This is a genomic window from Zoogloea sp. (assembly GCF_028693495.1).
Lineage (GTDB): Bacteria > Pseudomonadota > Gammaproteobacteria > Burkholderiales > Rhodocyclaceae > Zoogloea.
This window is the reverse complement of record NZ_JAQUVG010000025.1, coordinates 1-26,455: the sequence shown is the minus strand read 5'-3', so window position 1 is coordinate 26,455 and position 26,455 is coordinate 1. Positions and strand designations below refer to the sequence as shown.

Here is a 26,455-nt window from a genome sequence, read left to right as displayed (position 1 = left end):
CAACGGCAAAGGAGACACAGCAAATGAACAAGAGCTGGCTGCGAAGCTATCCCCCTGGTGTTCCTGCGGAAATCGACGTGGATGAATTCGCCTCTCTGGTCGATCTGTTCGACAAAGGGGTGAGTAAGTTCGCAGAGCGAACCGCCTACATCAACATGGGAAAATCCATCAGCTACCGGGAGTTGGAGGTTTTTTCTCGCCATTTTGGTGCCTATCTCCAGGGAGCGCTGAAGCTTCCCAAAGGGGCCCGTGTGGCCCTGATGATGCCCAACTGCCTGCAGTATCCGGTGGCCATGTTCGGTGTGCTGCGGGCCGGCTATACGGTCGTTAACGTCAATCCCTTATATACGGCTCGGGAACTTGAGCACCAGCTCAAGGATGCGGGCTGCGAGGCGATCCTGATCGTCGAGAACTTCGCGCATACCTTGGAGCAGGTTCTCCCCCAGACGGCGTTGCGCCACGTGCTGGTGACGGGTTTGGGGGACATGCTCGGTTTTCCCAAGTCGATGGTGGTTAACTTTGTTGTCCGTCACGTCAAAAAAATGGTGCCAGCCTGGCATTTGCCAGGATATGTAAGTTTCCGGGCGTCCCTCAGGGTTGGAGCCACCTGCTCCCTTGAGCCCGTTGCCCTGACCCACGATGATCTGGCCTATCTGCAGTACACCGGTGGAACGACCGGGGTGGCCAAGGGCGCCATGTTGACCCATGGCAACATCGTCGCCAACCTGCAGCAGGCACATGCTTGGATTCGTCCCTACGTCAAGGAGGGAGAAGAGGTCATCATCACGGCCCTTCCGCTTTATCACATCTTTTCCCTGACGGCGAATTGCCTGACTTTCTTCAAGATTGGCGCAGCCAACGTGCTGATTACCAATCCCCGGGACATTCCGGGTTTCGTTGTCGAACTGGCCAAGCACAAGTTCACGGCGATCACCGGGGTCAACACTCTTTTCAATGCACTTCTCCACAATCCGGATTTCAAGAACCTGGATTTTTCCAGTTTGAAGGTGTCCCTGGGAGGTGGGATGGCGGTGCAGCAGGCGGTGGCAGAGAAGTGGAAGAAGGTGACCGGGCGAACCCTGGCCGAAGCCTACGGGCTGACCGAAACATCACCGGCGGTGTGCATCAACCCGCTGGACATTCCGGAGTTCAATCACGCCATTGGGCTCCCCATTTCTTCCACCGATGTCAGCTTGCGGGATGATGATGGACGTGAGGTCGCCCCGGGCGTACCCGGCGAGCTGTGCGTCAAGGGGCCTCAGGTCATGAAGGGCTACTACAAGCGCCCTGAGGATACGGCCCGCGCCTTTACCCAGGATGGTTACCTGCGGACCGGGGATGTGGCCACCATCGATCCGGAGGGTTTCGTGCGCATCGTCGACCGCAAGAAGGACATGATCCTTGTGTCCGGCTTCAACGTATACCCCAATGAAGTGGAAGATGTGGTGGCCAGCCATCCGGGGGTGCTGGAAGTGGCAGCCCTGGGTGTGCCGGATGAGCGCTCCGGCGAGGCCGTCAAGATCTTCGTGGTGCGCAAGGATCCTTCCCTGACCGCAGAAATCCTCATTGCCCATTGCCGCCAGGGACTTACGGGCTATAAGGTGCCTCATTTCGTCGAATTCCGGGATGAACTGCCCAAGAGTAATGTGGGCAAGATCCTGCGCCGGGTACTTCGGGATCCTCATGTTCAAAGTTGAGGCTGCTGTTTTCTTCGGTGCTGCTGCAATGCAAAATAAAACTTGTCTTTTCTTGGACTTGTGCGAATAATCCATCTGTTAGTCTTGTAGATGACTCGAGTGCTTCCGTGACCTTTTTCGCCCCTGCCCTGCCTGTAGCCGTAGTAGTACGCGTAGTAGGCGTAGGTATGCGTGCGTCGTAAGGGTCCCTGGTAGTCGAGCAAGAATTTCAGACCCCCGCCGGCGCGCAACCGGCGGGGGTTTTGTTTTGGATGCGCCCCGGCCCGGACTGCGGTACGGCTTTACCGCTTCAAGGAGAATTTTGATGATGCAAATGACTGGAGCAGACTTGATCGTCAAGTTGCTCGAACGGCAAGGAATCAGCACCATCGCCGGTGTGCCCGGCGGCGCGGCCCTGCCCATGTACGATGCTCTGTCCAAGAGCGACACGATTCATCATGTGCTCTGCCGACATGAGCAGGGGGCCGGTTTCATTGCCCAGGGCATGGCCCGGGTGTCCGGCCGTCCGGAGGTCTGCCTGGCTTCCAGCGGGCCTGGTGCAACCAACCTGATTACCGCGATTGCGGATGCCAAGCTTGATTCGATCCCGATGATCGCGCTGACCGGGCAGGTTCCTCTTTCCATGATCGGTACCGATGCCTTCCAGGAGGTGGATACCTACGGCCTGACCATCCCCATCACCAAGCACAATTTTCTGGTCCGGTCCGCCAAGGACCTCCTCAGTGTGGTGCCGGCTGCCTTCCGCATTGCCATGTCCGATCGCCCGGGTCCGGTACTGATCGATGTGCCTAAGGACGTCCAGAACCAGCTGGTGAGCTTCGAGGAATATCCGGATGTGGTGGTTCCTGATGCAGCGCCCAGTTTCGATATAGCCGCGGTGGAGGAGGCGGCCCGGATGATCGAGGCTGCCGAGCGTCCGGTGCTTTATCTGGGGGGGGGCGTGATTCACTCCGGCGCCGGTCAGCTGGCCGTGACCCTGGCGGAGCAGGCATCCCTGCCCACCACCATGACTTTGATGGCTCTGGGCGCGATGCCCATGGATCATCCCCTGTCCCTGGGTATGCTGGGCATGCATGGCGCACGGTACACCAATTACGTGCTCGAAGAGGCAGACCTCCTGGTTTGCGTGGGGGCCCGCTTTGATGATCGCGCCATCGGCAAGACCGCCGAATTCTGTCCCAATGCCAAGATCATTCACATCGACATCGACCGTTCGGAGCTGCATAAGGTCAAGACTGCCCATGTGGCCATCGCCGGTGACGTAGGTCAGGTCCTCTCCGAGCTCCTGCCCCGCGTCAGGCCCCAGCTCCGCAAGCGCTGGCTGTCCCATGTGGAGAGTCTCAAGGGGCGTTTCCCGCTGGCCATGCCCGGCGTGGACAATCCGCGCAGCCCATACGGCCTGATTCATGCCGTGGCCAACTGCCTGGACGATAACGCGATCATCACCAGCGATGTGGGGCAGCACCAGATGTGGGTGGCGCAGGCGTATCCCTTCCGCCGGTCTCGCCAGTGGCTCAATTCCGGGGGGCTCGGTACCATGGGTTTCGGTTTTCCGGCGGCCATTGGTGCGGCGATTGCCGCACCCGACCGCACCGTGGTGTGTTTCTCCGGTGACGGCAGCCTCAAGATGAACATTCAGGAAATGGCCACCGCCGCCCAGGAAAACGTGAACGTCAAGATTGTCCTGATGAACAACCAATCCCTCGGCCTGGTGCACCAGCAACAGAACCTCTTCTATGGCAAGCGTGTGATGGCCTCCCGCTACGAGCGCCCGACCGACTTCCTGAAGATTGCCGAAGGCTTCGGCATGCGGGCGGTGGATCTGGATCCGGCCCCGAATCCTCGCGCCACCCTGGCTGAGGCCCTCAGCACGCCGGGCCCCTGCCTGATCCATGCCACGATTGATCCCAACGAATTCGTCTACCCGATGGTGCCGCCGGGCGCCGCCAACTCCGAGATGATCGGCTGAGCCCCAAGGAGAGAACCCGATGTCCGAACAGAACACCAACCTTTCCGAGTACATCCCCGATGTGCCCGAGCATAACGGCTTTCACAAGGTTGTACTGGAGCTGGCTGTGGCCAACCACCCCGGTGTGATGAGTCACATCTGCGGCCTTTTTGCACGCAGGGCTTTCAACGTGGAAGGGATCCTGTGCATGCCGGTCGGTACCGGTGAAACCAGCCGCATCTGGCTGCAGATCTTCGAGGATGAGCGGCTCGAGAAGATGATCAGGCAGGTGGAAAAGCTCGAGGACGTGCTTTCCGTCAGGAAGCATGATGGCGAGCACCCGGTCTTTGGCCACCTCGACGAGTTCTTCCAGTAAGCCTGTTCCTGCGCTGCCGGTCATGGGGCGGCGGCGTGCTAGACTTGGGCGCTGTCCGGTTGTCCGGTATGGCGCCCTTTCTTTATTGACCCTGATTTAGCGAGTTTCCCCATGTCCGGTAATACGCTCGGTACCTTGTTCTGTGTCACTTCCTTTGGCGAATCCCATGGCCCGGCCATTGGCTGCGTGGTGGATGGCTGTCCGCCGGGGCTGGCGATCACTGAGGCGGACATCCAGGCAGAACTCGATCGCCGCAAGCCCGGTACCTCCCGTCACGTGACTCAGCGTCGTGAGCCGGATGCAGTCGAGATCCTCTCGGGTGTTTTCGAGGGGGTCACTACTGGAACGCCGATTGCTCTGCTGATCCGGAACCAGGACCAGCGTTCCAAGGATTACGGAAACATTGCCGAGAGTTTCCGCCCAGGGCATGCGGATTACGGCTACTGGCAGAAGTATGGAGTCCGCGACTACCGGGGGGGGGGGCGCTCGTCGGCGCGGGAGACGGCAGTGCGAGTGGCTGCGGGGGCGATCGCCCGCAAATGGCTGCTCGAGCGCCATGGCATCGTGATCCGCGGCTACATGGCCCAGCTTGGTCCCGTGGAAATTCCCTTCCAGTTTTGGGATGCGGTGGATGCCAATGCCTTTTTCGCTCCCAATCCGGAGCTTGTACCCCGTCTCGAGCAGTACATGGACGAGCTGCGCAAGTCTGGCGATTCCGTTGGCGCCAGGATCAATGTGGTGGCCACAGGGGTGCCGGTAGGCTGGGGAGAGCCGGTGTACGATCGTCTCGATGCGGACATCGCCCATGCGATGATGAGCATCAATGCGGTGAAGGGGGTTGAGATCGGTGCTGGTTTTGCCTGCGTTTCCCAGTTGGGAACCGAGCATTCCGACGAGATGAGTCCTGACGGCTTCCTGTCCAATCAGGCGGGCGGTGTCCTGGGCGGCATATCCACGGGGCAGGATGTGACCGTGAGCATCGCCATCAAGCCCACCTCCAGCACCCGGCTGGACCGCCACTCCATCAACAAGGCGGGAGAGTCGGTTGTCGTCAATACCCATGGTCGTCATGACCCCTGCGTGGGCATCCGTGCGACCCCCATCGCCGAGGCCATGCTAGCCATTGTGTTGATGGATCATGCGCTGCGTCACCGCGCCCAGAACGCGGATGTGGCGGACACGACCCCACCCATCGCAGGGTCGGCGCCGGGCGTAGCCCTGACGGTTCCGTCCCCCCGGCCCAGGGTTGGATGAGTGTCGCACCCTGAGTCTTCAGCTGGTTCGTGCCGAGGTCAATGCTCCCGGGCTTGCACTTCAAGCCCTGCAGAAGCTCCGTCTCTGGCTCAGAGATGAACTGGACGCCTTGTGGAAGGGGGTGTCTGCCACCTGATAGGCGGGTCCGGAGAACGCTGTGTGACGGGCGCCTGCGGGCGCTCTTTTCACGTGGAGTAGAATGGGGGTAATGATTCCCTACTGGCGCCTTTCGGGCTATTACTTCTTTTATTTCGCCTTTGTCGGCGCCTTCTCTCCTTACTTCGCCCTGTATCTTCAGTCTGTCGGCAGTTCGGCGGCCCAGATCGCCGTGCTGATGTCCCTGATGTCCATGATGCGGATGGTAGCGCCGACCTTGTGGGGCTGGCTTGCTGACCGCCTCGGGGTCCGGACGCCCATCGTAAGGCTGTCAGGCCTGCTCTCGCTCGTGGGGTTTTCGGGTTTTCTGGTGATGGATGACTACGCGGGAATGTTTGTCAGCATGGCGGTGCTCTCCTTCTTCTGGAGCGCAGCCTTGCCCCTCGTGGAAACGCTGACCTTTGCGCACCTGGAAGGGCAGGCGAGCCGTTACGGCAACATCCGGGCATGGGGATCGGTGGGGTTCATCCTGGCGGTGCTGGGTTTGGGTTATCTGCTCGATGATCTGCCCGTGCGCATGCTGTTATGGATCATTGTGGGGGTGTTGGCCGGCATTCTGAGCTGTGCTCTGGTAATCCCGGAGGCATTGCGGCCGCGCTCGGTGAGTCCGCCGGTGGCCCTGATGCAGATCCTGCGCAGGGGAGAGGTCCGCTCCCTGTTGCTCGCGTGTTTCTTCATGTCGGCGGCCCACGGGGCGTTGTACGTCTTTTATTCGCTGCATCTGGTGGATCATGGTTACAGCAAGGCCGTTGTCGGCTGGATGTGGACCCTGGGTGTGCTCGCCGAGATTGCTGTTTTCATGTACATGCCCCAACTGCTGAAGGCGTTTTCCCTGCGGACGCTGCTGGTATGGAGTTTTGTCGCCGCAGTCGTCCGCTTTGCTGCCATCGGTTGGGGGGGCGACGCGTTGATTCTGCTCGTTCTTGCTCAATTGCTGCATGGTGCTACGTTCGGTGCCTGTCATGCGGCGGCGGTGGCCGCAGTGAACCGCTGGTTCGGAACCCAGCACCAGGCGCGAGGCCAGGCCTTGTATGGCAGCATATCGTTTGGCGCAGGAGGCATGCTTGGTGGTCTGATCAGTGGTTACACTTGGGAGGGCATCGGCGCAGCCTGGACGTTTACCCTGGGGTCCGTCTTTGCGTTTCTGGGTCTGCTGGTGATGCTGCGGGGATGGCCCCGGGGAATTGATGAAGGTTCGGGCCCGGCCTGACCGGGATCAGGAGAATGCATGAGCGAAAGATTGGGCTGGGTACGGGGCGTGCTTCCCGTGGTGATGGCGGCAGGTATTGTGTCCGCCTGTCAGACGGTGCAGACCACACAGACCGGTGAAGTGGGTATCGGGCGTCGCCAGATGATGATGGTCAGTTCCCGGGAGATGGAGTCGGCTTCCAGTCAGAGTTACCAGAAAATCCTGCAGGAGGCCGGGCAAAAAAACGCCCTGAACCGTAACAAGGAGCAGGTGGAGCGGGTGAGGACCGTTGCCCGGCGCCTGATTCCGGCGACCGGCGTCTTTCGTACCGATGCGCCGGGCTGGAAGTGGGAGGTGAACGTCCTGGCCTCCCAGGAGCTCAATGCCTGGTGCATGGCCGGTGGAAAGATCGCCTTTTACTCGGGAATCATCGAAAAACTGAATCTGACCGACGACGAGATCGCCGCAATCATGGGGCACGAGATTGCCCATGCCCTGCGGGAGCACGCCCGGGAGCGGGCCTCCCAGTCCATGGTCACCAACATTGGTGTGGCGGTGCTGGGGGCAGCGCTGGGTGTCGGGCAGGCAGGTACCGACCTGATCGGTACGGTGGCCAAGGTCAGTTTCGAGTTGCCCAACAGTCGGGAGCACGAGGTCGAGGCGGATCGCATCGGTGTCGAACTGGCGGCTCGGGGAGGCTATGATCCTGGGGCTGCGATCACCCTCTGGCAGAAGATGGGCAGGGCCAGCGGTGGGCAGCCGCCTCAGTGGCTTTCCACTCACCCCTCCAACGAAAGCCGCCAGCAGGATCTGGCCCAGTACGCGGCCCGGGTGATGCCCCTTTACGAGCAAGCTACTCAGCAGGGGAAGCCTGTGAAATAATGAACGTTTCCCTGCATCAGACCGAAATCTGCCAATGCAAGCGCAAACGCTCTACGAAAAACTGTGGTCGAGCCACGTGGTGCACGTCGAGGAAGACGGCACGGCGCTGATTTATATCGACCGTCATCTGGTCCATGAAGTCACCAGCCCTCAGGCCTTCGAAGGTCTCAAGCTGGCTGGCCGCAAGCCCTGGCGTGTGAACTCCATTGTGGCTACTGCGGATCACAATACTCCGACCGACCACTGGGAACGGGGGATCGAGGATCCGGTTTCCCGCCAGCAGGTGGAAACCCTGGATGCCAACATCCGCGAAGTGGGGGCCCTCGCCTACTTCCCCTTCAAGGATCAGCGGCAGGGGATCGTCCATGTGATCGGTCCCGAAAACGGTGCAACCTTGCCGGGCATGACGGTGGTCTGTGGTGATTCCCACACATCCACTCATGGGGCTTTCGCCTGTCTGGCCCATGGAATCGGTACCTCCGAGGTGGAGCATGTCATGGCCACCCAGTGCCTGCTCCAGAAGAAATCCAAGACCATGCTCATTCGTGTCGAGGGAGAACTGGGTGCTGGGGTTACGGCCAAGGATGTGGTCCTGGCCATCATCGGCAAGATTGGTACGGCCGGTGGTACGGGCTATGCCATGGAGTTCGGCGGCAGTGCGATCCGAAGTCTTTCCATGGAAGGCCGAATGACCATCTGCAACATGGCGATCGAGGCCGGTGCCCGTGCCGGGCTGGTGGCCGTGGATGAGCAGACAGTCGAATACCTCAAGGATCGCCCTTTCTCGCCGAGTGGTGAGCAGTGGGACAAGGCAGTGGCCTACTGGAAGACGCTCCATTCCGACGAAGGCGCCCGGTTCGACCGTGTGGTGGACCTGAATGCGGCGGAAATCCAGCCCCAGGTCACCTGGGGTACGTCTCCGGAGATGGTCGCTCCGGTGGATGGGCATGTCCCTGACCCTTCCCTGGAAACAGATCCGGTCAAGCGCGAAGGCATGGAGCGCGCCCTGCAGTACATGGGGCTTGAGCCCCGTACGCCCATCAAGGACATCCTGGTGGACAAGGTCTTCATTGGCTCCTGCACGAACTCCCGCATCGAGGATCTGCGTGCGGCGGCGGCGGTGGCCAGGGGGCGTCGCAAGGCCGACAGCGTCAAGGCGGTGCTTGTCGTCCCTGGTTCGGGCGTCGTCAAGCGTCAGGCGGAGGCAGAAGGTCTGGACCAGATCTTCCTGGCGGCCGGCTTTGAATGGCGTGAGCCAGGGTGCTCCATGTGCCTTGCCATGAACGCGGACCGCCTGGAGCCGGGTGAACGCTGCGCGTCCACTTCCAACCGCAATTTCGAAGGTCGTCAGGGGGCCGGGGGGCGGACGCATCTGGTCAGCCCAGCAATGGCTGCTGCTGCCGCAGTTACGGGGCGTTTTGCTGACGTCCGTGCGCTCGGCTGAGCAAAGGGTGAGCCGGATCATGCGCAACCATATTGCCCTGATTGGCGTGTTCGCCATGGTGTTCTTGGGCGGCTGCAATACCGTCCAGGGCCTTGGCAAGGATATTGAAAAGGGTGGCGAAGCCATCCAGAAGGCAGTCAAGTAAATGAAGCCCTTCCAGAAACTCGACGGTCTTGTGGCGCCGATGGATCGCGCCAACGTGGATACCGATGCAATCATTCCGAAGCAGTTCCTCAAATCTATCAAGCGGAGCGGCTTTGGTCCCAATCTGTTCGATGAGTGGCGCTACAAGGATGTGGGGCAGCCGGGGCAGGATGCTTCCGGTCGTCCCCTGAACCCGGATTTTGTCCTCAACCAACCCCGTTACCAGGGTGCTCAGATTCTTCTGACCCGGGACAACTTCGGGTGTGGCAGCTCCCGCGAGCATGCCCCTTGGGCGCTTGAGGATTTCGGCTTCCGGGTCTTGATCGGACCGAGCTTTGCAGACATCTTCTTCAACAACTGCTTCAAGAACGGCCTGCTGCCCATCAGGCTTCCTGGCTCCGAAGTGGATGAGTTGTTCTCCCAGTGTCACGAGAGCGCCGGTTACACCCTGAGCGTGGATCTCCAGGCCCAGACCATTACCCGCCCTGATGGAAAGGTGATCCCGTTTGATGTGGACCCCTTTCGCCGTGAATGCCTCCTCAACGGCTGGGATGACATCGGCCTGACTCTCCGTCATGCCGACAAGATCCGCGCCTTCGAAGAGCGCCGCCGTATGGACCAGCCCTGGCTGTTTGCCTGATCGCCCACCGGTCCTCACCTTCGGGGCCGGCGTTTGCCAACAAGCATAGAAAGACACCATGAAGATTTGTGTTCTGCCGGGAGACGGCATTGGTCCCGAAATCACGGAGCAGGCCCTGCGCGTGCTCGAAGCCCTGCGGAGTGATGGCCTCGACTTCACGGCAGAGACTGCCCTCATCGGCGGCTGCGCGGTAGATGCGACCGGAACACCCTATCCTGAGGTCACCAGCACGCTGGCCCGGGAGGCTGATGCGATCCTGCTGGGCGCCGTTGGCGGTCCCCAGTGGGACAACCTCCCCCGGGAACAGCGTCCGGAGAGGGGCCTGCTGGCGATTCGCAAGGAGCTCAATCTGTTCGCCAATCTGCGCCCGGCCATCCTCTATCCGGAACTGGCCAACGCGTCCACCCTCAAGCCTGAGATCGTGGCGGGCCTGGACATCCTCATCGTCCGAGAGCTGACCGGTGACATCTATTTCGGCCAGCCCCGGGGCATTCGTGAGGAGGGCGGCGAGCGCGTCGGCTTCAACACGATGGTGTACTCCGAGTCCGAGATTCGTCGCATCGGCAAAGTCGCTTTCGAAGCCGCCCGCAAGCGAGGCAAGAAGCTGTGCTCTGTGGACAAGATGAACGTGCTGGAGTCTACCCAGCTGTGGCGCGACGTGATGATCGAGCTGTCGGCTGACTATCCGGATGTGGAGCTGTCCCACATGCTGGTGGACAACGCCGCCATGCAGTTGGTGCGGGCGCCCAAGCAGTTTGACGTGATGGTGACGGGCAACATGTTCGGGGACATCCTGTCCGATGAGGCGTCCATGTTGACGGGTTCGATCGGCATGCTGCCGTCCGCGTCGCTGGATGCCAACAACAAGGGTCTGTACGAACCCAGCCATGGCTCCGCTCCCGACATCGCTGGCAAGGGCGTCGCCAATCCGCTGGCGACCATCCTGTCCGCCGCGATGATGCTGCGCTATACCTTCAATCAGGAGGGGTTCGCGGCGCGCATCGAGAATGCGGTCAAGAAGGTGCTTGCCGCCGGTTACCGTACCGGTGACATCTACGAGCCGGGCACGCGCCGGGTCGGAACCAAGGAAATGGGCGATGCGGTGATCGCGGCGCTCTAAGAAATCAATAAAACTGAAAACGCCTGATTGGGGATCAATATGAAAAAGGTAGGTCTGGTTGGCTGGCGTGGCATGGTGGGTTCCGTGCTGATGCAGCGCATGGTCGAGGAGGGTGATTTCGCCCACATCGAGCCGGTCTATTTCTCCACCTCCAACGCCGGCGGCAAGGCCCCGGTGCTCGGTGGCAAGGAGGCTTCCGCTCCGCTGCAGGACGCGATGAACATCGACGCCCTGAAGGCCTGCGACATCATCGTCACTTGTCAGGGTGGCGACTACACCAAGGAAGTTTTCCCCAGGCTGCGTGCCGCGGGCTGGAACGGACACTGGATTGATGCGGCATCTGCCCTGCGCATGGCGGACGATGCTGTCATCATCCTGGATCCGGTCAACATGAACGTGATCAAGGACTCCCTGGCCAAGGGAGGCAAGAACTGGATTGGCGGCAACTGTACCGTGTCCCTGATGCTCATGGGGCTGGGGGGCTTGTTCCAGAACGACCTGATCGAGTGGGCCACGTCCATGACCTACCAGGCCGCCTCCGGTGCCGGCGCCCAGAACATGCGTGAGTTGATCGCCCAGATGGGCTCCATCCACGCGTCCGTTGCCGACCTGTTGGCCGATCCGGCATCTGCGATTCTGGACATTGACCGCAAGGTGGCCGAGACCATCCGTTCCGACGCCTTCCCCAAGAAGAACTTCCGCAACACACCGCTGGCGGGCTCCCTGATTCCCTGGATTGATGTTCCGGTCGAAAACGGCCAGTCCAAGGAAGAGTGGAAGGGCGGTGCTGAATGCAACAAGATCCTGGGCAAGCCGGCGTTCCGGAGTCCGGGATCCATTCCGATCGACGGTCTGTGCGTGCGTATTGGTGCCATGCGCTGCCACTCCCAGGCGCTGACCATCAAGCTCAGGAAGGATGTGCCCCTGGACGAAATTTCCGACCTGCTCGCCCAGGCCAACCCCTGGGCCAAGGTTGTGCCTAACGATCGGGAGATTTCCGAACGCGAGCTGACCCCGGCCGCTGTGACCGGCACCCTGACGGTTCCGGTGGGTCGTCTGCACAAGATGGCCATGGGGCCAGAGTATCTGGCGGCCTTCACCTGTGGTGACCAACTCCTGTGGGGTGCTGCGGAACCCCTGCGGCGCATGCTGCGGATCCTTCTGGAGGATTGATCCGGTTCTGGTTGGATGAGGCAGCATTCAAGAATGCCTTGAACTTGCCTCACCAAACCCATGATGTTATGTTCATGAACAACTCGATTTCTATGATCAGCCTTCGTGCCTAAGAACCCCGTGAAAAGTCGGCTAAAACGTACCCTGCTTGCTGCGTCCATCAGTGCAATTTCTCTGGGTGCCAGTGCCGCGGGGCTTGGGCGGATTACTGTCATGAGTGGCCTCGGGCAGCCCCTCCGGGCCGAAGTGGAGATCGCCGCGACCCCTGAAGAGCTCCAGAACATGACGGCGCGGCTGGCATCTGCAGATGCCTTCCGTCAGGCGGGGGTCGATTTTGTACCTTCCATTGCCGGTTTGCGCATGAGTGTGGAGCGGAGGGGGGCCAAGGCCGTGGTCCGCGTGTCCAGCGACCGGCCGATCAACGATCCCTTCGTGGACATGCTGATTGAGCTGAACTGGTCTGCCGGGCGTCTGATCCGTGAATACACCTTCCTGCTGGATCCTCCGGATACGGTTAGCAGCCGGGTCCAGACCCCGGTCAATTCCCCTGAGGTTCGTGCTCCCGCAGCTGCTGCACCCGTGGATGTTCAGCCTCAGCGCCGTCCCGCGTCTGTCCGGGTGCCGCGGACCCAGGCAGGGGCGGCTGGACGAGGTTACCTGGTCCAGCCAGGGGACACGCTGCACCGGATTGCCGTGGAGAGCCGTCCGGATGGCGTTTCCGTCGAACAAATGCTGATCGCCCTCTATCAGGGCAATCGGTCGGCGTTTATTGCCCAGGATATCAACCGCCTGCAGGCGGGCAGAATTCTGCGCATTCCCGATGCGGACACGGTCCGCCAGCTTGCCGGGGACGGCGAGCGTCGTCAGTTGGTGGCCCAGTCTTCCGATTTTGGTCGCTATCGTCAGCGTCTTGCCGAGCAGTCCGGTGCCGCTTCAGCGCGTGAAGACGTGCCGCGCCAAGCGGGTGGGGGGCGTATCGGGGCCAAGATCGAGGACAGGGCGCTGGTGCAGGGCTCAACTGATCAGCTCAAGGTTTCCCGTGCCGAGGAAGGGCCCAGGGGGGGAGCGGGTGGAGAAAAGTCAGCAGCGCGCCTGCAGGCCCTGGAAGAGGATCTTGTTTCCCGGGACAAGGCATTGCGGGATGCCAATGACCGGCTGGCCGAATTGGAAAAGAGCATCAAGGAGTTGCAGAGGCTGGTGGAGCTGAAGAGTCAGGGCATGGCCGCCCTGCAAGCGGATGGTGCTGCGCCGCTGCCCGCAACGACTGACCAGGCGCCCGTGCCGGTGCCAGAGGTCAAGCCGGAGGCCGAGGGAGGCACAGATGCAGCCCCTCCGGCATTGGTGGATCCTGCCAAGCCAGCTGAAGCGCCGGGACAGCCGCCGGCCCCTGCCGCTGCCCCGGTAGTGGCTCCAGAGCTGCCTCCTCAGCCGGAGGTTGGCCCTTCGGAAGACATGTCCTTGCTGTTGGGAGGGGGCGGGATCCTCGCTCTGTTGCTCGGCTGGGGCGCATACAAGATCTACCAGCGTCGTCGTACCGAGGAGGCTCCGCTGAATTCAATCGTACCCTCCGAGTTCGTGGATGGTGGAAATTCAGTGTTTGGTAGTGCCGGCGGTCAGAGTGTCGATACGGGAAGCAGCAGTATCCAGACAGATTTCAGTCAGTCCGGACTTTCCTCCATCGATACGGATGAAGGAGTGGATCCGGTGGCCGAGGCAGATGTCTACATGGCTTATGGGCGGGATGCCCAGGCTGAGGAAATTCTGCTGGACGCTTTGAAGACGGATCCAGGGCGCACGGGTGTTCACCTCAAACTGCTGGAAATTTATGCCCAGCGCAAGAATCTCAAGCAGTTCGAGACAACGGCAACGGAGCTCTATTCCCTCACTGGCGGCAATGGTCCCGACTGGGACAAGGCTGCCGCACTGGGTCGTAAGGTAGATCCCGATAGTCCGCTGTACCGTGTTCCTGCACCTCTTACGGCGACGGCTTCTGCTGTGGCCAAGGCGCAGCCCGCACCACCCTCATCCATGGGAGCCGCCGCGGTGGCGCCACCGGCTGCTGCTTTCGTGCAGGCAGCGGATTCTTATTCTTCGAAGGCTGGCCCGGACGCCGAACGTGCTGGTGATCCACTAGAGTCTCCATCCCAGCTGAAGGACACCTGGGCCCTTCCGGGGGAGCTGAACCAGTATTCCGGAATGGATGACATCGATCGCGCGGTTGCCGCGCAGGGAGAGGCGCTTCCCCTTGCGGATATCCCGGACACTTCAGTGCTGGATTTCGATCTGGATCTGCAGCCAGAGCCTGTACCCTCTGCGGCAACGGTCACGGCTTCCACTGGTGGCGTGGGAAGCGGTGAGAGTGTCGGAGCCCTGGATTTTGATCTGGGTTTCGATCAGCCTGCTCCGGGGGGAGGTACTCTGGTCACTGGTGGTCAGGTATCCCATGATTTTGAGGCAACGGCGACCCGCCCTCAGTTTGTCGGAGACGATTTCAGTCTGCCTGACCCCAGCGATCTGGATTTCGAGGTGAGCTCCGAATTTGGCGAGCGTCATGCCAGTCTGCCTGCAGAACCTACTGTGGACGTGGACCTTACCGCGACGCTGGCCGATGACAGTTTCCTGTCTGCAACGGATCCCCGGCCGACGCTTGATCTCGAGGGAACCAGTTTTGATAGCAGCCTCCTCGACTTCGACTTTGAACTCGATGACAAGGCGCCGGCCAAGGAGGTGAGCGTTCTGCAAGCTGCCGTTGATTTCAAGCCTGTGGATCTGGAGTCGAGCCAGTTGCTGTCCGGTGGGATGCTCGATCTGCCGGATGCCGGTCCTCCGACTGAGCCTCCCCTGGATCTAGAGCTGCAGCAGGAGGTGGCTACCAAACTCGAACTGGCCAAAGCCTATGAGGAGATGGGCGACCAGGATGGCGCCCGAGAGCTGGTCGAGGAAGTATTGCGGGAGGGGTCCCCGGCCCAGCAGGCTGAAGCTCAGACCATGCTGATCCGTCTTTCCTGATCGGGGAGTTCCTGGCGTTCTCCCTGATGTTCAACCCGGCAAGCCGCCTGCTGATGTGGGCGGCGTTTGTCTTGATGATGCAGATTGCCCGAGGCCCGCTTCTGTGGGGTCTCGGGCTTTTGATTATGGGTGCTGCCCTGGGATTGTGCCGCCAGCGCGCCTTTCGGATGGTGCGACGCGTTCGAGTCCTTCTGGGGGTGCTTTTCGTCCTGTTTGCCTTCTTTACCCCTGGTGAGGCTTGTATCTCTGCACTGGGTGCGTTCGGTCCGAGCTGGGAGGGCTTGAGTCTGGCCTTGGCTCAAGGGGCCAGATTGCTTTTCCTCGTGCTTCTGGTGGCCTTGCTTCTTGAGAGCACACCGGACAGGGCACTTGTAGCGGGTTTTATGGAAGTGGCCAGGCCCCTGACCGGTAGGGGGCGCGCCGGAGAGGTCCTTGCTGTACGTGTCCTGCTCGCCCTTCGCTATGTGGAGACGCCTCCCGAGGGGGGCTGGCGTGCCCTCCTGGGCGAGCCTGCGGAGTCGGAGCGGGAGGTGTTGCCCTTGCGGGTGGATGCTGTCCACTGGCGGGGATGGGATGGATTGGCCGTAATCTTGAGTCTTGGCGTGGTGTTCTGGAGTGTTTCGCAATGAGGATTGCGCTGGGTGTGGAGTATGCCGGAGACGCTTTTGAAGGCTGGCAGACCCAGCCTCATGGGCGGACCGTGCAGGATGCGCTTGAGAAGGCCATGGCGATGATCGCCCTGCAGCCCGTGAAGCTGGTCTGTGCAGGTCGCACTGACACGGGGGTGCACGGCACAGCCCAGGTGGTGCATTTCGATCCGCCGGTCAGCCGTCCCCTGGAGGCCTGGGTGCGGGGGGTGAATAGTCATCTTCCCACTCGCATCGGTGTTCTTTGGGCTGTGGAGGTGGACGGAGATTTTCATGCTCGCTTCAGTGCGGAGTCTCGTCACTACCGTTATATTCTCCTAAACCGTCGGGTCCGGCCCGGACTCCTGGCCGGGCGGGTGGGGTGGGCCCATGGGCCTCTGGACGAGGAGCGCATGGCCGAGGCGGCAGCATGCCTGGTCGGTACGCATGACTTCACCTCCTTCCGTGCGGCCGAGTGCCAGGCCAAATCTCCCGTACGACTGATTTACTCCGTCAAGGTGCAGCGCCAGGGCGACATGGTCATCTTCGACTTTCATGGGAACGCCTTCCTGCACCACATGATCCGCAATCTCGTTGGTTCTCTGGTGTATGTGGGGAAGGGGAGAAGGCCGGTGGAGTGGATGGCAGAGATCCTGGCCGCCCGCAACCGGACCATTGCTGCGCCCACTTTTGCACCCGACGGGCTTTATCTGTGCGGCGTCGAATATCCGGCACGCTGGCCGCTGCCCAACGGGGGGCGTATCATCGCTCCTCCCCAACTTCTGTTGCCCTGACGCCGTGCACCGCACTCGTATCAAGATCTGTGGCCTGACCCGCGAGCAGGATGTTCTCGCGGCGGTTGAGGCGGGCGCTGACGCCATCGGCCTGGGTTTTTACCCCCCCAGTCCCCGGTCTGTGGGTGTCGAGCGGGCGGCGGAACTGGCGCGCCTGATTCCTCCGTTCGTCACCACGGTGGGGCTGTTTGTGAACCCCACCCGGAATGAGGTTGCACGGGTCCGGGAGCACGTGCCAGTTCAGCTTCTTCAGTTTCATGGGGACGAACAGGAAACTGATTGCCTGGGCCATGGTCTGCCTTTCATCAAGGCAGCGAGGATGCGGCCAGGGCTTGATCTGGTAAAATACGCGGCTTCCTTTGCGGGTGCCCAGGGTCTGCTCCTCGATGCCTTTGTCGAAGGTTATGGTGGTGGCGGCGAAACCTTCGACTGGTCGTTGATTCCAGCCGACCTTCCTCTGCCTCTCATCCTCTCCGGTGGCCTGCACCCGGGCAACATCACCGATGCGGTGCGGCGTGTTCAGCCCTGGGCTGTCGATGTTTCCAGCGGAGTGGAGGTTGCAAAGGGAATCAAGGATGCCGTCAAGATCACCGAATTTGTTGCCGGAGTTCGCAATGCACATGGCTGATGCCCCTTACGCTTTTCCCGATGCCCGTGGTCACTTTGGCCCCTATGGTGGCATCTTCGTTGCGGAAACCCTGATTCCAGCCTTGGCCGAACTGCGCCAGGCGTATGAAGAAGCCCAGAGGGATCCGGCCTTCACCGCTGAGTTCGAGTACGAGCTGAAGCACTATGTGGGCCGCCCCAGCCCCATCTATCACGCCAGACGCTGGTCCGAACTGCTGGGTGGCGCCCAGATTTATCTGAAGCGGGAAGATCTCAACCACACTGGCGCCCACAAGGTTAATAACTGTATCGGCCAGGCCATGCTGGCGCGTCGGATGGGCAAACCCCGGGTGATCGCAGAAACCGGGGCTGGTCAGCACGGTGTGGCCACCGCGACTGTGGCAGCCCGCTATGGCATGGAATGTGTGGTGTACATGGGGTCCGAGGATGTACGGCGCCAGGCAGCCAACGTTTACCGGATGAAGCTGCTGGGGGCGACCGTGGTTCCCGTCGAGAGTGGATCCAAAACCCTCAAGGACGCGCTCAACGAAGCGATGCGGGACTGGGTAACCAACATCAATGACACGTTTTACATCATCGGCACGGTGGCAGGACCTCATCCTTACCCGATGATGGTTCGAGATTTCCAGGCAGTGATCGGCAAGGAGTGCATTGATCAGATGCCCGACATGGTCGGTCGTCAGCCTGATTACGTGATTGCCTGTGTGGGAGGTGGCTCCAATGCGATGGGAATCTTCCACCCTTACATCGAGCATCAGGATGTACGCCTGGTGGGTGTAGAGGCCGCCGGCAGCGGCATCGAGACCGGCCTGCATGCCGCGTCCCTGTCCGCAGGTCGCCCTGGTGTGCTGCACGGAAACCGCACCTACCTGTTGCAAAATGAAGATGGCCAGATCATTGAGACCCATTCCATTTCCGCAGGTCTTGATTATCCGGGGGTCGGCCCTGAGCATGCCTGGTTGAAGGATCTCCGGCGTGCCGAGTATGTCGGCATCACCGACGAGGAGGCCCTTCAGGCTTTCCATAGCCTGTGCCGTCTGGAAGGCATCATCCCGGCGCTGGAGTCTTCTCATGCCCTGGCTTATGCGGCCAAGCTTGCTCCGACCCTGCCCAGGGACAAGGTCCTGCTGGTCAATCTTTCCGGTCGTGGCGACAAGGACATGCACACTGTCGCCGAGAAATCCGGCATCCAGTTTTGATTTTCACGGCCCTTCCGGACTCCCCGGCAGGGCCGTTTCACTGCGATTCATTCATGTCCCGAATTCAAGAAACCTTCAAGCGGCTCGAGAGAGAAGGGCGCAAGGCCCTGATTCCGTTCATCACCGCTGGTGATCCCGTTCCCGAGATGACCCTGCCCCTGATGAAGGCCCTGGTGGCCGGCGGTGCTGACGTCATTGAGCTGGGCGTCCCTTTTTCTGACCCGATGGCAGATGGTCCGACCATTCAGCGCGCCTCCGAGCGTGCCCTTGCCGCAGGGATGAGCCTGCGCAAGGTACTGCAGATGGTCAGCGATTTCCGGGCCACCGGCGATCAGACTCCGGTCGTGCTGATGGGTTATGCCAATCCCATCGAGGCGATGGGTGCCGAAGCCTTTACCCGTGCAGCGACCGAGGCGGGTGTCGATGGGGTGCTGGTGGTGGATTACCCGCCTGAAGAGTGCCGAGGTTTTGCCGAGATCTGCCGCAAGGCCGGTCTTGATCCGATTTTCCTGCTGGCGCCCACTTCCACGGAGCAGCGCTTTGCGGATGTGGCCGCCGTGGGCAGTGGCTACATCTACTATGTCTCGCTGAAGGGCGTGACCGGTTCCGCAACCCTCGACCTGGATGAAGTGGCGCGGCGCATTCCGGTCATCCGGAACAAGGTGGGCATGCCCGTGGGTGTTGGTTTCGGCATCCGCGATGGCGCCACTGCGGCCCGCATCGCTGCGCTTGCAGATGCTGTCGTGATCGGAAGCCGGATCATCGAGGAAGTCGAGCAGAGCAGTCGGGATGAAGCCCCTGCCAGGGTGGCGGCCTTCCTCCAGGGGATCCGGGAAGCTATCGACAACGCAGGCAAACCCCAATGAGCTGGCTGAAAAAACTCCTGCCGCCCAAAATCAAGCGCGACACTCCGGGCGGACGTAAATCCATCCCGGAAGGCCTGTGGAGCAAGTGCCCGGCGTGTGAGGCTGTGCTGTACCGATCCGACCTGGAGAGCAACCTCAATGTTTGCCCCAAGTGTGGGCATCATCAGCGCATCCGGGCGCGTCAGCGTGTCGACTTCCTGCTCGACCCCGAAGGGCGCTTCGAAATCGGTGCGGAAGTGGTGCCCCTGGATCCCCTCAAGTTCAAGGATTCCAAGCGCTATCCTGACCGGCTGGCGGCAGCCCACGAGGACACCGGTGAAGCGGATGCTCTGGTGGTCGTTCAGGGCGCCATCAAGACCGTTCCGGTGGTGGTGGCCTGCTTCGAATTCGAATTCCTCGGAGGCTCGATGGGCTCTGTGGTGGGCGAACGTTTCGTGCGTGGTGTGAGCGCAGCCCTTGAGCAGCGTCTCCCCTTCATCTGCGTCACCGCCACTGGGGGCGCACGGATGCAGGAGGGGCTGTTCTCCCTGATGCAGATGGCCAAGACCACTGCAGCGATCACCCGTCTGGCCGAGCGCAAGCTGCCCTTCATCACCTTGCTGACGGATCCGACCATGGGGGGCGTTTCCGCTTCCTTTGCCTTCATGGGCGACCTGGTGATCGGTGAGCCAGGCGCACTCATCGGCTTTGCTGGTCCAAGGGTGATCGAGCAGACTGTGCGTGAAACCCTGCCTGAGGGCTTCCAGCGGTCAGAGTTCCTTCTCGAGAAGGGGGCGATTGACCTGATCATCGACCGTCGCGAACTGCGCGATCAGCTTTCCGAACTCATCACTCTCCTGACCCGCCAGCCTTCCGTGGCGAGCGTGGCCTGATCATCATGCAACTGCCTGAAACCCTGGAAGGCTGGCTGAGTCTTCTGGAGCACCGCCACGGCCAGTCCATTGAACTGGGGCTGGAAAGAGTGCGATCCGTCAAGGATGCCTTGAATCTGCCCCAGACCTGTCCGGTCTTCCTGATCGGCGGGACCAACGGCAAGGGCTCCACCTGCGCCTTGCTGGAGGCCGTGCTGCTGGCCGCCGGTTATCGGGTGGGAGTGTACACCTCACCTCATCTGCTTGCTTATAACGAGCGGGTACGGATTGATGGACGGGATGCTCCGGACGAGGTTCTGGTGGCGGCCTTCGCCGAGGTTGAGCATGCCCGTGGCGAGATCCCCCTGACTTATTTCGAGCACGGTACGTTGGCCGCCTGGGTAGCCTTTGCCCATGCCGGCCTGGATGCGGTCATCCTCGAAGTGGGTCTGGGCGGGCGGCTGGATGCCGTGAATGTGTTCGAGCCCGCTTGCTCCATCGTCACCAGTGTGGCAATGGATCACATGGAGTACCTGGGTGATACCCGGGAGGCCATAGGTTTCGAGAAGGCGGGAATTTTCCGGGCGGGTCGTCCTGCCATCTGCGGCGACCCGATGCCGCCTGTCTCTCTGGTCCGGCAGGCTGAAACCCTCGGTGCGCGGTTGTGGGTCAGTGGCCGGGATTTTGGTTTTGCCGGGGATCAGAATCAGTGGGCTTTCTGGCTGGCGGGTGGTAGCCGCCGGGGGGGGCTCGCTTATCCCGCCCTGCGGGGGACTAATCAGCTGCTGAACGCTGCTGCCGTGATGGCGGCCTGTGAGTCCGTGCGGGATATCCTCCCGGTGTCCATGCAGGCGATCCGTCAGGGATTCATGCTTGTGGATCTGCCGGGACGGTTCCAGGTGCTGCCGGGGCGCCCGGCGGTGGTTCTGGATGTAGCCCACAACCCGCAGGCGGCGGGTGTGCTTAACGAAAATCTGGCCAGCATGGGCTTCTTCCCGGAAACCTGGGCGGTGCTCGGCATGTTGTCTGACAAGGATGTGGCGGGTTCAGTCACGCTGCTCAAGGATCGCGTCGACCATTGGCTGGTGGCGTCCCTGCCTGCTCCCAGAGGGCTGGCCGCCAGCGCATTGGCCCGCATTTTGCGCGATGTGGGTGTGACCACTGACATCTCCGAGTTTGCCGGACCTGCTGCTGCCTATGAGCATGCCCGCGGACACGCGGCTGAGGGTGATAGAATTGTGGTCTTTGGCTCTTTCCTGACCGTGTCTGACGTCATGGTCGCCCGGAAAGCGCCGTAACCGCCTCTGGCAGCAAGATGGCCGAAAACGATTCTGAGATCGATCTGAAAAAGCGGGCGCGCCGCCGCCTGGTTGGCTCCGCTGCATTGGCGCTCACCGCCGCGATCGTCCTGCCGATGGTGATGGACCACGAACCCCGTATACCGTCTCAGGATGTGCAGATCCGCCTTCCCAGCCAGGAAGGCAGTAATTTTGCCTCCCGGGTGATCACTGGCAAAGCCTCCGAGTTGCCCCCACCGGGCACCATTATCGAGGAAACAGCTCCGCCCGAGATGGACGATGCTCAGGGAGGGGCGGCTCAAGCCCAGCCCAGTCTTCCTCCTCCCCTGTTCAAACCAGGTGAGGAATTGCTGCCGCCCCCCAAAAAAAATGATGCTGTAAGGACTGAACCCGTCCGTAGCGAGCCCAAGCCCGACCCCCGTCAGGAAATGCGACTGAAGGAAAAGGAGCGTGAGCGCGAACGAGAGCGCGAACGGGAAAAGGAACGTGACAAGGAAAAGGCCCGGGAGCGCGCTGAAGCTGAGCGTGCCAAAGCCTTGCTGATGGGCGGTGCGCCAAAGGATCCTGGAAAGGAGGCCGGGAGTGTGCCTCATCTGGTTTCCCTCGGTGCTTACCGGGAAGCCGGCAACGTGAACAGTCTCCGTGCCAAGCTCAAGGCGGAGGGTTATCCTTCGTACACGGAGCAACTGGGGGACAAGGTGAGAGTTCGCGCAGGCCCCTTTCCGAACAAAGCTGCTGCCGACAAGGCTGCCGCGCGGATCAGCAGGATCCTCGGCGTGCCTGCTTCGGTCGTTCCCAAGTCCTGAGCAGCAGTGCCTTGAACGGTCTTGACTATGTGTTGATGGCTTTGGTGGGGCTTTCTGCCCTGTTGGGCCTGTGGCGTGGGCTGTTGTCTGAGCTGCTGGCATTGCTGGCTTGGGTACTGGCCCTGTTTGCTGCGCGCAGTTGGGCCGGAGAGGTCGAGCCGTATATGGTGGGCTGGGTTTCTGAGCCCCTGTTGCAGGCGGCAGCGGCATTCTTGCTGGTGTTCGTGGCCATCCTGGCCGGCATGGCACTGGTTCGTTTGCTGCTGGGTGAATTGGTTCGGGTCGCAGGCCTGGGGTCGGTGGATCGGTTTCTGGGGGCATGTTTTGGTGCCCTGCGGGGATGTGTGATTGTTTTTGCAATGGCGTTGCTCGTCGGACTTGGCGGCTTCGCGAAGGAGGCCTGGTGGCAGGGGGCAACTCTCTCCGCTCCCCTCGAAACGGCCGTACTGGCTTCCAAACCGTGGCTCCCCGAGCTGCTGGTCAAAAGACTTAGATACCGATAGGTGGTTTGAAATGTGTGGGATTCTGGGCGTAGTAGCGACGGCACCCGTCAATCAGCTTCTTTATGATGGTCTTCAGGTGCTTCAGCACCGGGGCCAGGACGCAGCGGGAATCGCCACTGCGGAGGGTGGGCGTTTTCACATGCACAAGGCTTCCGGCCTGGTCCGGGATGTGTTTCGCACCCGCAACATGCGTGACCTGCCTGGCAACTGGGGCATTGCCCATGTACGTTACCCGACTGCCGGTTCCGCGTCTTCGGCCGCAGAAGCGCAGCCGTTCTACGTGAATTCCCCGTTCGGGATTATGCTTGCCCACAACGGCAACCTGACCAACTCGGAAGAGCTGAAGAGGGAGATGTTCCTGTCGGACCTGCGGCACATCAACACAAACTCCGATTCGGAAGTGCTCCTCAACGTCCTGGCCCATGAACTGCAGGCTGCAGCCAAAAGCTTCCGTCTTGATCAGGAAACGATTTTCGATGCGGTGGCTGGCGTCCATCGTCGTTGCAGGGGGGCTTATGCCACAGTAGCCATGATTTCCGGTACGGGGCTGCTGGCCTTCCGGGATCCTTACGGGATCCGCCCTCTGGTGATTGGCCGTAATGACACAGCCAAGGGCACCGAGTGGATGGTCGCCTCCGAGAGCGTGGCACTGGATGTGCTGGGCTTCAAGCTGGTGCGCGATGTGGCTCCGGGTGAAGCGATCCTGATTGATGCGGAAGGCCGTTTCCATAGTCGCCAGTGTGCGACTCATACAGTGCACGCCCCGTGCATGTTCGAGTTTGTCTACCTGGCTCGTCCCGATTCCCTGATCGACGGCATCTCGGTGTATGACGCCAGAATTAAAATGGGTGAATTCCTGGCCCGCAAGCTGCGCTCGACACTGCCTCACCTCAAGATCGATGTGGTGATCCCGATTCCTGATTCCAGCCGTCCGTCGGCGATGGAGATGGCCCATCAACTGAACCTTCCTTACCGTGAAGGCTTCGTCAAGAACCGCTACATCGGCCGGACCTTCATCATGCCCGGGCAGGCCATCCGCAAGAAATCGGTCCGCCAGAAGCTCAACACCATTCATCAGGAGTTCAAGGGCAAGGCGGTTCTCCTCGTCGATGATTCCATAGTGCGTGGCACCACCAGCCGGGAGATCGTCCAGATGGCCCGGGATGCCGGGGCCAGCAAGGTATACATGGCCTCCGCTGCACCTCCCGTGCGCTTTGCCAATGTGTATGGGATCGACATGCCGACCAAGAGCGAGCTGATTGCCAGTGACCGTACCGAGACCGAGATCTGTGCGGAGATCGGTGCCGATGCGCTGATCTACCAGGACCTGGAGGATCTCAAGCTGGCGGTCAAGGCCATCAACCCGGCGATTTCAGTCTTTGAGACCTCCTGTTTCGATGGCTTCTACGTGACCGGTGATGTCACGCCCGAGTATCTGAGCGGTGTCGAGAATCAGCGCAGTGACAGCAAGGGCAAGGCTGAAGGAACGGGCAGCCAGATGGATCTGAACCTGGTTTCCCAGAGCGAGGCTGATCAGCATCATGGATGACCTGAGTCTGGAAACGCTGGCGGTCCGTGCGGGTATCGAGCGGAGTCAGTTCAACGAGCATGCTGAAGCCCTGTATCTGACCTCCAGCTTTGTTTTCGAGAGCGCAGCCCAGGCTGCGGCCCGTTTCTCCGGCGAAGAAGACGGTAATGTCTACGCCCGTTTCACCAATCCCACCGTGACGGTCATGCAGCAGCGGTTGGCCGCCCTGGAAGGTGCAGAGGCCTGCGTGGCCACCGCGTCGGGGATGGCAGCGATCCTGTCCACCGTGATGGCCCTGATGAACACCGGCGATCATATCGTGGCGTCGCGCGGCCTGTTTGGTGCCACCCAGCAACTGTTCGGCAACATCCTGTCCCGGTTCGGGATTGAGACCACTTTTGTGCCTGCCACCGATCTGGCAGCTTATGGCGCTGCGATCACGCCCAGGACGAAGCTGATCTTCGTGGAGTCCCCGTCCAACCCGCTCACCGAGCTGGTGGATATTCCTGCGGTGGCCGCCATCGCCCATGAGGCGGGTGTGCTCCTGGTCGTGGATAACTGTTTCTGCTCGCCAGCATTGCAGCAGCCGATCAAACTGGGGGCGGATCTGGTGATCCACTCGGCGACCAAGTACCTGGACGGTCAGGGGCGGGTTCTGGGCGGGGCCGTATGTGGCCGCAAGGCTCTGGTGGATGAGGTGTTCAAGTTTCTGCGTACCGCAGGCCCCTGTATCTCACCATTCAACGCCTGGGTGATCCTGAAAGGCCTTGAGACCTTGCGTATCCGCATGGCGGCACAGTCGGCAGCTGCTCTGGCGCTGGCGACCTGGCTCGAGGCTCAACCCCAGGTCGCTCGGGTGTACTATCCGGGCCTGCCGTCCCACCCCCAGCATGAGCTGGCCCTGCGTCAGCAGAGCAGTGGGGGGGCTATCGTGAGCTTTGAGGTGAAGGGTGGGCGTGAAGAGGCCTGGAGGGTGGTGGATGCGACCCGTATCGTCTCGATCACGGCCAATCTGGGCGATACCAAGACGACCTTGACCCATCCGGCGTCTACGACCCACGGCCGGATCAGCCCTGAGGCACGGGAAGCTGCCGGCATTCACGAGAGTCTGTTGCGGCTTGCGGTGGGTCTGGAGTCGGTCGAGGATCTGAAAACCGATCTTGGACGTGGGCTTGCGCTCATAAGATCTTGAAAAGCAGATGCTTTTCGATGAAAAAACGGCGCTTTGAGGAGCGCCGTTTTTTCATTCCAGAGGCTGGCGGGTCAGCTCTCCGTCATCCCAGACCAGGACCTCTCCGCGGACAGTGGGGTTGTCACGCCAGTCACTCAGGACCCAGCGTTCGCAATCGTGCGCATCCACGCGGTGGTAATGCAGGTTCGGTCGGTGGGTATGCCCGTGAATCAGGCGCGGGTAACCGTGTTCCCTCAGGAGTGCGGCAACGGCCTGATCATTGACATCCATGATGCTGGCGGCTTTGCCCGACTTGGCCTGTTCGCTCTTCATCCGGACGCCAGCAATGAATTGCTTGCGGGCAGCCAGGGGTTGAGCCAGAAACTGGGCCTGGTAGGCCGGGTGACGCACCTGGCTGCGAAAGGCCTGATAGGCCACATCATCGGTGCACAGGGCGTCGCCGTGGCAGAGGAGGGTGGGTGCCTCCCCCAGCTTGATCAGGGTGGGTTCTGACAGGAGCTTCAGTCCTGCCCGGCTGGCAAATGCCTGGCCAAGCAGGAAGTCACGGTTGCCGGCCATGAAGAACAACTCCGTGCCTGCTCCCGCCACCTCAGCGAGGCGGGTGGCCAGGGCCGAATTCAGGGGGTCTTCAAAATCGTCATCGCCGGCCCAGTGTTCGAACAGGTCTCCAAGGATATAGAGCTGTCCAGCCCTCCTGGCCGGACCCGCCAGGTAGCGTTCCAGCACACCTGTCAGGGCGGGGCGATCGGCGCTCAGGTGCAGATCGGAGATGAAATGGACTTGCATGCGCCGCTCGCCTTGTGGATGCCTTAAATGACTTCGGCGCGCTCGATGAGCACGTCTTCCTTCGGTACATCCTGATGGAAGCCTGCGGAGCCTGTCTTGATGCCCTTGATCTTGTTGACCACGTCCATGCCTTCGGTGACACGACCGAATACACAGTAGCCCCAGCCGCTGGCATCGGGGGAGCGATGGTTCAGGAAGTCGTTGTCAGCCACATTGATGAAAAACTGGGCAGTAGCCGAGTGGGGGTCGTTGGTGCGGGCCATGGCGATGGTGCCAGCGTCGTTGGTGAGACCGTTGTTGGCCTCATTCTGGATCGGTGCCTGGGTTGCCTTCTGGGTCATGCCCGG

General features: G+C 61.1%; 25 protein-coding genes. 23 read left to right on the top strand and 2 right to left on the bottom strand.

Annotated elements, in window-relative coordinates; all coding sequences use genetic code 11:
• The first annotated feature begins 23 nt into the window (after positions 1–23).
• The 23 genes from fadD to PHD22_RS06190 all read left to right on the top strand — a co-directional run bounded on the left by fadD (position 24) and on the right by PHD22_RS06190 (position 25,322).
• Positions 24–1,697, top strand: coding sequence for a long-chain-fatty-acid--CoA ligase FadD (fadD, locus tag PHD22_RS06300; RefSeq protein ID WP_299863882.1), 1,674 nt, complete (start codon positions 24–26; stop codon positions 1,695–1,697).
• 304 nt (positions 1,698–2,001) lie between these two features.
• Positions 2,002–3,666, top strand: a complete 1,665-nt coding sequence (ilvB, locus tag PHD22_RS06295; protein WP_299863880.1) for an acetolactate synthase large subunit — start codon at positions 2,002–2,004, stop codon at positions 3,664–3,666.
• A 19-nt stretch (positions 3,667–3,685) separates the two neighbouring features.
• The gene (ilvN, locus tag PHD22_RS06290; protein ID WP_299863877.1) at positions 3,686–4,021 is read left to right on the top strand and encodes an acetolactate synthase small subunit; all 336 of its coding nucleotides are present in this window, start codon (positions 3,686–3,688) and stop codon (positions 4,019–4,021) included.
• 111 nt (positions 4,022–4,132) lie between these two features.
• A complete protein-coding gene (gene aroC, locus PHD22_RS06285; protein ID WP_299863874.1) occupies positions 4,133–5,275 on the top strand; it encodes a chorismate synthase in 1,143 nt (380 codons plus the stop codon).
• Between the two features lie 208 nt (positions 5,276–5,483).
• Positions 5,484–6,641 carry an MFS transporter gene (locus tag PHD22_RS06280; RefSeq protein WP_299863871.1) on the top strand — a complete coding sequence of 386 codons (1,158 nt, stop codon included), beginning with the start codon at positions 5,484–5,486 and terminating at the stop codon, positions 6,639–6,641.
• A gap of 18 nt (positions 6,642–6,659) precedes the next feature.
• Positions 6,660–7,502 (top strand): M48 family metallopeptidase, encoded by an 843-nt coding sequence (locus PHD22_RS06275; RefSeq protein WP_299863868.1) that lies wholly within the window; start codon positions 6,660–6,662, stop codon positions 7,500–7,502.
• 34 nt (positions 7,503–7,536) lie between these two features.
• The gene (leuC, locus tag PHD22_RS06270; protein WP_299863865.1) at positions 7,537–8,946 is read left to right on the top strand and encodes a 3-isopropylmalate dehydratase large subunit; all 1,410 of its coding nucleotides are present in this window, start codon (positions 7,537–7,539) and stop codon (positions 8,944–8,946) included.
• A 19-nt stretch (positions 8,947–8,965) separates the two neighbouring features.
• Complete coding sequence (locus PHD22_RS06265; RefSeq protein ID WP_299863863.1) at positions 8,966–9,091, top strand: entericidin A/B family lipoprotein; 126 nt, start codon at positions 8,966–8,968, stop codon at positions 9,089–9,091.
• Positions 9,092–9,730, top strand: a complete 639-nt coding sequence (leuD, locus tag PHD22_RS06260; RefSeq protein WP_299863860.1) for a 3-isopropylmalate dehydratase small subunit — start codon at positions 9,092–9,094, stop codon at positions 9,728–9,730. It abuts the gene before it with no gap.
• Positions 9,731–9,788: 58 nt separating this feature from the next.
• The gene (leuB, locus tag PHD22_RS06255; RefSeq protein ID WP_299863857.1) at positions 9,789–10,850 is read left to right on the top strand and encodes a 3-isopropylmalate dehydrogenase; all 1,062 of its coding nucleotides are present in this window, start codon (positions 9,789–9,791) and stop codon (positions 10,848–10,850) included.
• 39 nt (positions 10,851–10,889) lie between these two features.
• Entirely contained in the window at positions 10,890–12,023 is a 1,134-nt protein-coding gene (gene asd, locus PHD22_RS06250) for an aspartate-semialdehyde dehydrogenase (RefSeq protein ID WP_299863854.1), read from the top strand.
• Positions 12,024–12,236: 213 nt separating this feature from the next.
• Positions 12,237–15,032 carry a FimV/HubP family polar landmark protein gene (locus PHD22_RS06245; RefSeq protein WP_299863851.1) on the top strand — a complete coding sequence of 932 codons (2,796 nt, stop codon included), beginning with the start codon at positions 12,237–12,239 and terminating at the stop codon, positions 15,030–15,032.
• 26 nt (positions 15,033–15,058) lie between these two features.
• Positions 15,059–15,661 carry a CbiQ family ECF transporter T component gene (locus PHD22_RS06240; protein WP_299863848.1) on the top strand — a complete coding sequence of 201 codons (603 nt, stop codon included), beginning with the start codon at positions 15,059–15,061 and terminating at the stop codon, positions 15,659–15,661.
• Positions 15,658–16,452, top strand: a complete 795-nt coding sequence (gene truA, locus PHD22_RS06235; RefSeq protein ID WP_299863845.1) for a tRNA pseudouridine(38-40) synthase TruA — start codon at positions 15,658–15,660, stop codon at positions 16,450–16,452. Before PHD22_RS06240 ends, truA begins: the two co-directional genes overlap by 4 nt.
• Positions 16,453–16,456: 4 nt before the next feature.
• Complete coding sequence (locus PHD22_RS06230; RefSeq protein WP_299863842.1) at positions 16,457–17,080, top strand: phosphoribosylanthranilate isomerase; 624 nt, start codon at positions 16,457–16,459, stop codon at positions 17,078–17,080.
• A complete protein-coding gene (gene trpB, locus PHD22_RS06225; protein WP_299863839.1) occupies positions 17,067–18,278 on the top strand; it encodes a tryptophan synthase subunit beta in 1,212 nt (403 codons plus the stop codon). The genes PHD22_RS06230 and trpB overlap by 14 nt, the downstream gene beginning before the upstream one ends.
• Positions 18,279–18,331: 53 nt before the next feature.
• Positions 18,332–19,144, top strand: coding sequence for a tryptophan synthase subunit alpha (trpA, locus tag PHD22_RS06220; protein WP_299863836.1), 813 nt, complete (start codon positions 18,332–18,334; stop codon positions 19,142–19,144).
• Positions 19,141–20,016: an acetyl-CoA carboxylase, carboxyltransferase subunit beta gene (gene accD, locus PHD22_RS06215; protein WP_299863833.1), complete on the top strand. Its 876-nt coding sequence runs from the start codon at positions 19,141–19,143 to the stop codon at positions 20,014–20,016. Before trpA ends, accD begins: the two co-directional genes overlap by 4 nt.
• A gap of 5 nt (positions 20,017–20,021) precedes the next feature.
• The gene (folC, locus tag PHD22_RS06210; RefSeq protein WP_299863830.1) at positions 20,022–21,293 is read left to right on the top strand and encodes a bifunctional tetrahydrofolate synthase/dihydrofolate synthase; all 1,272 of its coding nucleotides are present in this window, start codon (positions 20,022–20,024) and stop codon (positions 21,291–21,293) included.
• A 17-nt stretch (positions 21,294–21,310) separates the two neighbouring features.
• Positions 21,311–22,099, top strand: a complete 789-nt coding sequence (locus PHD22_RS06205) for an SPOR domain-containing protein (protein WP_299863828.1) — start codon at positions 21,311–21,313, stop codon at positions 22,097–22,099.
• Between the two features lie 11 nt (positions 22,100–22,110).
• Positions 22,111–22,602 carry a CvpA family protein gene (locus PHD22_RS06200; protein ID WP_299863825.1) on the top strand — a complete coding sequence of 164 codons (492 nt, stop codon included), beginning with the start codon at positions 22,111–22,113 and terminating at the stop codon, positions 22,600–22,602.
• Positions 22,603–22,612: 10 nt separating this feature from the next.
• Positions 22,613–24,151, top strand: a complete 1,539-nt coding sequence (gene purF / locus PHD22_RS06195; protein ID WP_299863822.1) for an amidophosphoribosyltransferase — start codon at positions 22,613–22,615, stop codon at positions 24,149–24,151.
• Positions 24,135–25,322 (top strand): O-succinylhomoserine sulfhydrylase, encoded by a 1,188-nt coding sequence (locus tag PHD22_RS06190; RefSeq protein WP_366520687.1) that lies wholly within the window; start codon positions 24,135–24,137, stop codon positions 25,320–25,322. Before purF ends, PHD22_RS06190 begins: the two co-directional genes overlap by 17 nt.
• Positions 25,323–25,373: 51 nt before the next feature.
• On the opposite strand, the gene PHD22_RS06185 is transcribed toward PHD22_RS06190, so the two are convergent.
• Together PHD22_RS06185 and PHD22_RS06180 are read right to left on the bottom strand one after the other, a co-directional pair.
• Positions 25,374–26,108 carry a UDP-2,3-diacylglucosamine diphosphatase gene (locus PHD22_RS06185; protein ID WP_299863816.1) on the bottom strand — a complete coding sequence of 245 codons (735 nt, stop codon included), beginning with the start codon at positions 26,106–26,108 and terminating at the stop codon, positions 25,374–25,376.
• Between the two features lie 23 nt (positions 26,109–26,131).
• Positions 26,132–26,455, bottom strand: a 324-nt coding sequence (locus PHD22_RS06180) for a peptidylprolyl isomerase (protein WP_299863813.1), incomplete at its 5' end; no start/stop codon positions are given.